This window comes from Kitasatospora kazusensis, assembly GCF_039529945.1.
GTDB classification, from domain to species: domain Bacteria; phylum Actinomycetota; class Actinomycetes; order Streptomycetales; family Streptomycetaceae; genus Kitasatospora; species Kitasatospora kazusensis.
Genome location: NZ_BAAANT010000061.1, coordinates 21,343 through 28,862 on the forward strand (window position 1 = coordinate 21,343; position 7,520 = coordinate 28,862).

Genomic DNA, 7,520 nt, shown 5'->3' on the forward strand with positions numbered 1-7,520 from the left:
GAAATCTCCCCGGGGAGCTTCCGAGTTCCTCGGAGATACCGGCCGGACCGGCTTCGGCCGGGGCCGTTCGCCGGCTCCGGCCTGCCGTGGCCGCCCGGGGTCCGCATCGTCGCAATGTCGCTGCGGACACCGTCGAGTCCGACGGCTCGGTCCACTCAGAGGCCTTCGATCGGCCGGAGGTCGTCATGCCCGGCCGGCCGCAGTTCGCGTTCGAGGGCGGCGAGGGCGAACGCGTGCGCGGAGGCGTGCTGCCAGCGCGGCCGTCCGAACATCACGTCCCCGGAGAGCCCGTTGAGCATGGCCACAGCGCGGATGACGAACTCGGAAGGGTCCACGTCGGCGAACTGCCCCAGGACCCTGCCCTCCAGCAGGATGGCTTCCAGGCGCTCCTCCCAGGCGTCGGACAGCGCGGTGAGGAGTTGCCGGCCGGCGTCGTCGTGGTGCTGGGCCAGCACCTGCGTCCACAGGGCGTAGCGGTCGTCGCCCGGGTGGCGGGGGAGGTAGAAGCGGACGAACATCGCCAGCTTCTCGGCAGGGGATGCGGCCTCGTCCGCGGCCTGCTGGAACCGGGTCCCGAGGTCGGCTTCGCTCCAGGCGAGGACTTCGAGCAGGAGGCGGTCCTTCTTGCCGAAGTGGTAGAGGATGTGCCCGGTGCTCATGCCGGCCCGCGCGGCGATGTCCGACATCCGCACGGCTGCGGCGCCCTTCTCGGCGATGGCTCCGATGGCGGCACGCATCGCCCGTCCCCGCGCCTCGTCGCCGCTGGGCTGACGCTTCCGGTCGGCCGAGGCCCGAGCGGGCCGGGGGGCGGCGCCCGGCCCGGCGCGCGCCGTCGGCCCGGGCGCGCCTTCCGGCGGGAGGGGGCGCTGCGGCCGGGCGGGCCCGGTCTCTGGCGTCGGCATGGCCTCACCTCGGTTCTGGAGATCTAGATCTGTAGTCTAGACTGAAAATCTAGTCAGTGCGACTGAGGTGTTCCGTCGCGGGTGCGCGACCGGCCCTGCGCCCACCGGTTCACCTGTCCGACCCGACCATCCAGGAGGCACCCGCATGACGCGTGGATTCGACGTTGTGGAGACCTGTATCGCCGATCTGCGCGCGGCGCTGGAGAAGGGCGAGACCACCGCGGTCGCACTGCTCGACGCCTATCTCGCACGGATCGACGCGTACGACCGGCCCGGTACCGCCACCGCGCTCAACGCGATGGTCGTGATGAACCCGGACGCCCGCGCCGACGCGGAAGCCTCCGACGCCCGCCGCGCGCGCGGCGAGACGCTCGGCCCGCTGGACGGCATCCCGTACACCGCGAAGGACAGCTACCTCGCGAAGGGGCTGACGGCCGCGGCCGGTTCACCGGCGTTCGAGCACCTCGTCGCCCAGCGCGACGCCTTCGCCGTCGAGCGGCTCCGCGCGGGCGGGGCCGTCCTCATCGGCCTGACCAACATGCCGCCGATGGCGAACGGCGGCATGCAGCGCGGCGTGTACGGCCGCGCGGAGAGCCCGTACAGCGCCGACTGGCTCACCAGTGCCTACGGCTCCGGCTCCTCCAACGGCTCGGGCACCGCGACGGCGGCGTCGTTCGGCGCGTTCGGCCTCGGCGAGGAGACCTGGTCCTCGGGCCGGGCGCCCGCCTCCAACAACGCGCTGTGCGCCTACACCCCCAGCCGCGGCGTGATCTCGGTGCGCGGCAACTGGCCGCTCGTACCGACCATGGACGTCGTGGTCCCGCACACCCGCACCATGGCCGACCTGCTCGAACTGCTCGACGTCATCGTGGCCGACGACCCGCAGACGCGCGGCGACCTGTGGCGCGCACAGCCGTGGGTGGAACTGCCCGCCGCCTCGCAGGTGCGCCCCGCCTCGTACCCGGCGCTCGCACCCGCCGACGCCCCGACGGCACGCGCCGCGCTCGCCGGCAAGCGCGTCGGCGTGCCGAAGATGTACATCAACGCCGACCCCGAGGCCGGCACCAACCCCGAGGGCGGCATCGGCGGCCAGACCGGCCGGCGGGTCGACACCCACCCCTCGGTGATCACCCTGTGGGAGGCCGCCCGCCGCGACCTGGAGGCCGTCGGCGCCGAGGTCGTCGAGGTCGACTTCCCCGTCGTCTCCAACTACGAGTCCGACCGCCCGGGCGCGCCCTCGCTGCTCACCCGCGGCCTGGTCGGCCGCGACTTCCTCACCGTCGAGATCGAGGACCTGTCCGCCTGGGCCTGGGACGACTTCCTGCGCGCCAACGACGACCCGGCGCTCGCCACCCTGGCCGAGGTCGACGGCGACCGCATCTTCCCCAAGCACGAGGGTGAACTCCCCGACCGCTACACCGGCTTCGACGACACCATCGGCGACTACCCGCACCTGGTGCGCGAGCGCCCGTACGCGTCCTTCACCGACATGCCGCACCTCGAACAGGGACTGCGCGGACTGGAGGAGACCCGCCGGGTCGACCTGGAGCTGTGGATGGACGGACTGCGCCTGGACGCGGTGGTGTTCCCCGCGGTCGCCGACGTGGCACCCGCGGACATGGACGTCTGCGAGGCGTCCGCCGACCTCGGCTGGCGCAACGGCGTCTGGGTCGCGAACGGCAACCTGGTGCCCCGTCACCTCGGCATCCCGACGGTGACCGTGCCCATGGGCACCATGGCGGACACCGGCATGCCCGTCGGGCTGACCTTCGCGGGCCGCGCCTACGACGACAACGCACTGCTGGCGCTCGGCGCGGCCTTCGAGGCGACGGGCACCCGACGGACGGTGCCGCCGCGCACGCCGCGGCTCCCGGCACAGTGACCTGACGGTCTCGCGGCTCACCGGACACGGTCGAGCGGGAGCACCCCGCGGCCCGGCACACGGCCGCGGGGTGCCCGTCGGGGGGCGGCGGGTGACGGCCGGGGCAGCGTGAGAGGGCCGCACTCACGAGATGCCTTGCCGATCGTGCGTGGTGGAGCCCAGAGAACTCCCGTCATCGCAGGCCGCAAGGCATCTCTTCGTTCTACGGAACCTCCCCGGCAACGATCACCCGGTGGATCCGGGCTCAGCGCAGGGAGTTCCGGTGCACCGCAACCGCGGTGACGAGGAGCCCGTCCCGGGCCAGCCAGGAGCCGTCGAAACCAGCCATTCGCGAGCCGGCCACCAGCGGGCCGGGCACCAGGAGCCGGGCGGTGAAGGAGCGGGCAACCGGGTCGATCCGGATGGTGGCCTCGGTGAAGTCCAGCCAGCAGCCGGTCAGCGGGAACCACGCCTTGTAGACGCTCTCCTTGGCGCTGAAGAGCAGCCGGTCCCAGCAGATCCCGGGCTGCTGCGCGGCGAGCCGGCGGAGCATCACGCGCTCCTCGGGCAGGACTATCAGCTCCGCCACGCCCTCGCTGGGCAGCGGCTCGTCGGGCTCCGCGTCCAGACCGATCGTCACCACGTCCGCGTCCCGGGCCACGGCCGCCGCCCGGTAGCCCCGGCAGTGCGTCATGCTGCCGACAACGCCGTCCGGCCAGCGCGGCGCACCACGCTCGCCGGGCAGGAGGGGCGCCGGCGCGAAGCCGAGCTCGCCCAGGGCGGCTCGCGCGCAGTGCCGCACGGTGCCGAACTCACGGCGCCTGCCCTCGACCGCCTGGGCGACCACGGCCTCCTCCACCGCGAACAGCGGCGGAGGGTCGGCGGGGTCGCCGAAGGATTCGGCGGTCGCGATGGGCGTCGACAGCAGCTCGCCGATCACACGGCACCTCGTATGTGCAGCGCGGACGGCCTGATCTCGGTCAGTCCGCCAGGGACGGCCGCTCGGCCGTGCCACTCCCGTGGATACCCCAACGAGACCTCGTAGTGCGGAACTTCGTCCGCCCAGATCAGCCGTGGGATGTGCAGGTGCCCGTAGACCACGGCCACGGAGCGGAAGCGCCGGTGCCAGTCGGCGGTGGCGGTGGTGCCGCACCACAGCGCGAACTCCGGATACCGGAGGCCCCGGGTGGGTTCGCGGATCAGCGGGAAGTGGTTGAGCAGCACGGTCGGCAGGTCGGCGGGGAGCTCTCCGAGGCGCGCCTCGGTGGCCGCCAGCCGGGCCCGGCACCACGCCTCACGGCTCGGATAGGGGTCCGGGTGGAGATAGAACTCGTCGGTGCAGACCACACCGGCCTCATAGGCCACCGCCAGGGCGCCCGCCTTGGAGGTCTGCCCGGCCGGCCGCAGCGAGTAGTCGTAGAGCAGGAACAGCGGTGCGACGGCGACCGGTCCGTCAGGGCCCTCCCACAGCGGGTAGGGGTCCTCCGGCGTGACCACGCCCAGTCCCCGGCAGAGCTCGACCAGGTGCTGGTACCGCTCCGGGCCTCGCAGCTGCACCGGGTCGTCCGGAACGGTCCAGAGTTCGTGGTTGCCCGGCGCCCAGACGACCTTGGCGAACCGTCGGCTGAGCATGTCCAGCGCCCACGTGACGTCCTCGACCGTCTCGCCGACATCGCCGGGGATCAGCAGCCAGTCATCGTCGGACTCGGGCCGCAGCGTTTCGACGATCCGCCGGTTGTCGGCATGCCGCACGTGCAGATCGCTGATGGCGAGGAGCTTTCCCGGCACAGTCGCTCACCTCGGGGTAGTGGATGCGGGCATGAGTGGGTAACTCCGGAATCGGCGGGTCGGCGGGCCGGACAACGAAGCTCGCGGAGCCCCGACGGCTGATCAACTCCTGATCGGAGCAAGGACCGAAGGCGGCATGTGGGCCCCTCTCGGCCCACGGCGAGGGCCGTACGACCGGAGAGGCCCGCTGCGGTGCAGTAGGTCCCGGCTCTGCACCGGCGCGCGGCGTTCCGGAGCGGTCAGCACGTCAGGCGGTCGGCGAGGAGCAGGGCCAGGTCCGCCCGGGCGTCGGTCAGGTAGAAGTGGCCGCCACCCGGGAAGACGCGGATGTCGAAGGGGCCGGTGGTGTGTTCGCGCCAGGCATGGGCCTCCTCCAGGGTGACGCGTGGGTCGCGGTCGCCGACCAGTGCGGTGACCGGCAGGCCGAGGACGGCGTCCGGCGGGCACTGGTAGGTCTCGGCAGCCCGGTAGTCGCTACGCAAGGTGGGGAGAATGAGCCGCAGGGTCTCCCGGTCGTCCAACAGCCGCCGGTCCGTGCCGTTCAGCGCCCGGATCTGGGCGACCAGAGCGTGGTCGTCCAGCGTGTGGAACCCCTCGGCACGGTGGCGGGAGGGCGCCCGCCGACCTGAGGCGAAGAACGCCACCGGTGCCCGGAGTCCCTGACGCTGCAGCCGCCGGATCGTCTCGAAGGCCACCAGGGCTCCCATGCTGTGTCCGAAGAACGCCATCGGCTGGTCCGTCCACGGCCGCAGGGCCTCGGTCACCTCGTCGGCCAGCTCGCCGATGTCCTCCACGGCCGGCTCGAGGCGGCGGTCCTGCCGGCCCGGGTACTGCACAGCCAGCACCTCGACCTCCGCGCCGAGCAGCCCGGACAGCGGGTGGAAGAAGCTTGCGGACCCTCCGGCGTGCGGAAAGCACACCAACCGGACAGCAGTGTCCGGCTTCGGGTGGAACCGTCTGATCCAGGTCTCGTCCAGGACAGCCTGGTCTGCCATGTCACTCCTCCTTCTCGGTACCGGTACGGCCTGGCCGGCGGCGCGGCGGCTGCTGTGTCCATGCGTCCAGCCCGTCGAACCCGTCAAGGCCGTCAAGGCCGTCGAGCTGCGCCCAGAGCGCCAGCTCCGCAGGACCCGCAGGCAGCTCCGGGCAGAGCCGCTCGGGGTGTCGCGGGGCAGGGTCCTGCGGGACGGCCCCTTGCTCCGCGGACGGCGATGGGTCGGGGAGGGGCAGCCACAGACCGCCCAGACCGACCAGCGCCTGCCAGAAGCCGACAGCCAACCGGGCGATCGTCACGCTGCCCACGGGATGCACCGACACCCTCCCTTCACACTCGTCCGACTGACGCTCTGTCAACTGAGGCAGCATGCCGGGGTGTTCTTAATCCGTTCTAATGCCGACGGACCACGGCCGGTCGACGGCTTTAGGCCGCGCCAAGATGCCACTTAGCTCCGCTGTCGAACATCGAGCGGCGCCTGCATCCGGACTGGATTACTCGGCTGTCACCGTGAATACCTGAAACGTCCGCGAACCAGTCCGCAGGGCGCGCTCCCAGAAACGCTCACACTGTGACCGCACTCGATCATGGGACTGCCAATGGCTACGCCTTCCGAAGAGAAAATCGTCACTGCCCTGCGGGCATCGCTTCTTGAGAATGAACGATTGCGGCAGCAGAACGACAAGCTCACCGGAGCCGTACCGGACCCCATCGCCATCATCGGGATGGGCTGCCGGTTCCCCGGCGGTGCGACCAGCCCCGACAGGCTGTGGCAGCTGGTCGCCGACGGCGTCGACGCCATCGGCGACTTCCCCGAAGGCCGCGGTTGGAACGTCGAGGAGCTGTACGACCCGGACCCCGACGCGGTCGGCAAGAGCTACACGCGCCAGGGCGGATTCCTGTACGACGCCGACCGGTTCGACGCCGAGTTCTTCGGCATCAGCCCGCGCGAGGCGCTGGCGCTGGACCCGCAGCAGCGCCTGCTGCTGGCGACCAGCTGGGAGGCGATCGAGCGGGCCGGCATCGACCCGAAGACGCTGCACGGCAGCCGGACCGGCGTCTTCACCGGGCTGATGTACGGCGACTACGGCTCGCGGCTGTTCGCGCACACGCCGGACGGCTTCGAGGGCTATATCGGCACCGGGAGTGCGGGCAGCGTGGCCTCGGGCCGGGTCTCCTACACCTTCGGGTTCGAGGGCCCGGCGATCACGGTGGACACCGCCTGCTCCTCCTCACTGGTCACCCTCCACCTGGCCGCCCAGGCGCTGCGCAGCGGCGAGTGCGCGATGGCGCTGGCGGGTGGCGTCACGGTGATGGCCACTCCCACCACCTTCGTCGAGTTCAGCCGCCAGCGCGGGCTGGCGCCCGACGGCCGCTGCAAGTCCTTCGCCGGTGCGGCCGACGGGGTCGCCTGGGCCGAGGGCGCGGGCATGGTGCTGCTGGAGCGGCTCTCCGACGCCCAGGCCAACGGACACCAGGTGCTCGCGGTGATCCGGGGCTCGGCGGTCAACCAGGACGGCAGGAGCAGCCAGCTGACGGCGCCCAACGGCCCGGCCCAGCAGCGGGTGATCCGGGCCGCGCTCGCCGACGCCCGCCTGACGGCCGACCAGGTGGACGCGGTCGAGGCCCACGGCACCGGCACCACCCTCGGCGACCCGATCGAGGCGCAGGCCCTGCTCGCCACCTACGGCCGACGGCCGGCTGAACAGCCGCTGCTGCTCGGCTCGTTGAAGTCGAACATCGGGCACTCGCAGGCCGCCGCCGGCGTGGGTGGCGTGATCAAGATGGTGCAGGCGATGCGCCACGGCGTGCTGCCCAGGACCCTGCACGTGGACGAGCCCACCTCGCACGTCGACTGGGAGTCCGGCGCGGTGGAGCTGCTCACCGAGGCCCGGCCCTGGCCCGAGACCGACCACCCCCGCCGGGCCGCCGTCTCCTCCTTCGGCATCAGCGGCACCAACGCCCACCTCATCCT

At 72.1% G+C, this 7,520-nt stretch carries 7 protein-coding genes; 2 read left to right on the forward strand and 5 right to left on the reverse strand.

The features are described 5' to 3' along the window. Positions 1–155: 155 nt before the first annotated feature. On the reverse strand, positions 156–737 hold the full coding sequence (locus ABD330_RS29800) for a TetR/AcrR family transcriptional regulator (protein WP_344469368.1): 582 nt from the start codon (positions 735–737) through the stop codon (positions 156–158). Positions 738–1,047: 310 nt separating this feature from the next. On the opposite strand from ABD330_RS29800, the gene ABD330_RS29805 reads away from it, so the two are divergent. Beyond that, positions 1,048–2,784: an amidase gene (locus tag ABD330_RS29805; RefSeq protein ID WP_344469370.1), complete on the forward strand. Its 1,737-nt coding sequence runs from the start codon at positions 1,048–1,050 to the stop codon at positions 2,782–2,784. Between the two features lie 244 nt (positions 2,785–3,028). On the opposite strand, the gene ABD330_RS29810 is transcribed toward ABD330_RS29805, so the two are convergent. The 4 genes from ABD330_RS29810 to ABD330_RS29825 all read right to left on the reverse strand — a co-directional run bounded on the left by ABD330_RS29810 (position 3,029) and on the right by ABD330_RS29825 (position 5,862). Further along, positions 3,029–3,703: a 4'-phosphopantetheinyl transferase family protein gene (locus ABD330_RS29810; protein WP_344469372.1), complete on the reverse strand. Its 675-nt coding sequence runs from the start codon at positions 3,701–3,703 to the stop codon at positions 3,029–3,031. Continuing rightward, positions 3,700–4,551: a metallophosphoesterase family protein gene (locus ABD330_RS29815; protein ID WP_344469373.1), complete on the reverse strand. Its 852-nt coding sequence runs from the start codon at positions 4,549–4,551 to the stop codon at positions 3,700–3,702. Before ABD330_RS29815 ends, ABD330_RS29810 begins: the two co-directional genes overlap by 4 nt. A 239-nt stretch (positions 4,552–4,790) precedes the next feature. Then, the gene (locus tag ABD330_RS29820) at positions 4,791–5,546 is read right to left on the reverse strand and encodes a thioesterase II family protein (RefSeq protein WP_344469374.1); all 756 of its coding nucleotides are present in this window, start codon (positions 5,544–5,546) and stop codon (positions 4,791–4,793) included. Position 5,547: 1 nt separating this feature from the next. Next, entirely contained in the window at positions 5,548–5,862 is a 315-nt protein-coding gene (locus ABD330_RS29825) for a DUF6059 family protein (protein ID WP_344469376.1), read from the reverse strand. Positions 5,863–6,144: 282 nt separating this feature from the next. On the opposite strand from ABD330_RS29825, the gene ABD330_RS29830 reads away from it, so the two are divergent. Beyond that, positions 6,145–7,520: type I polyketide synthase (locus tag ABD330_RS29830; protein ID WP_344469378.1), on the forward strand; the 1,376-nt coding region annotated here is incomplete at its 3' end.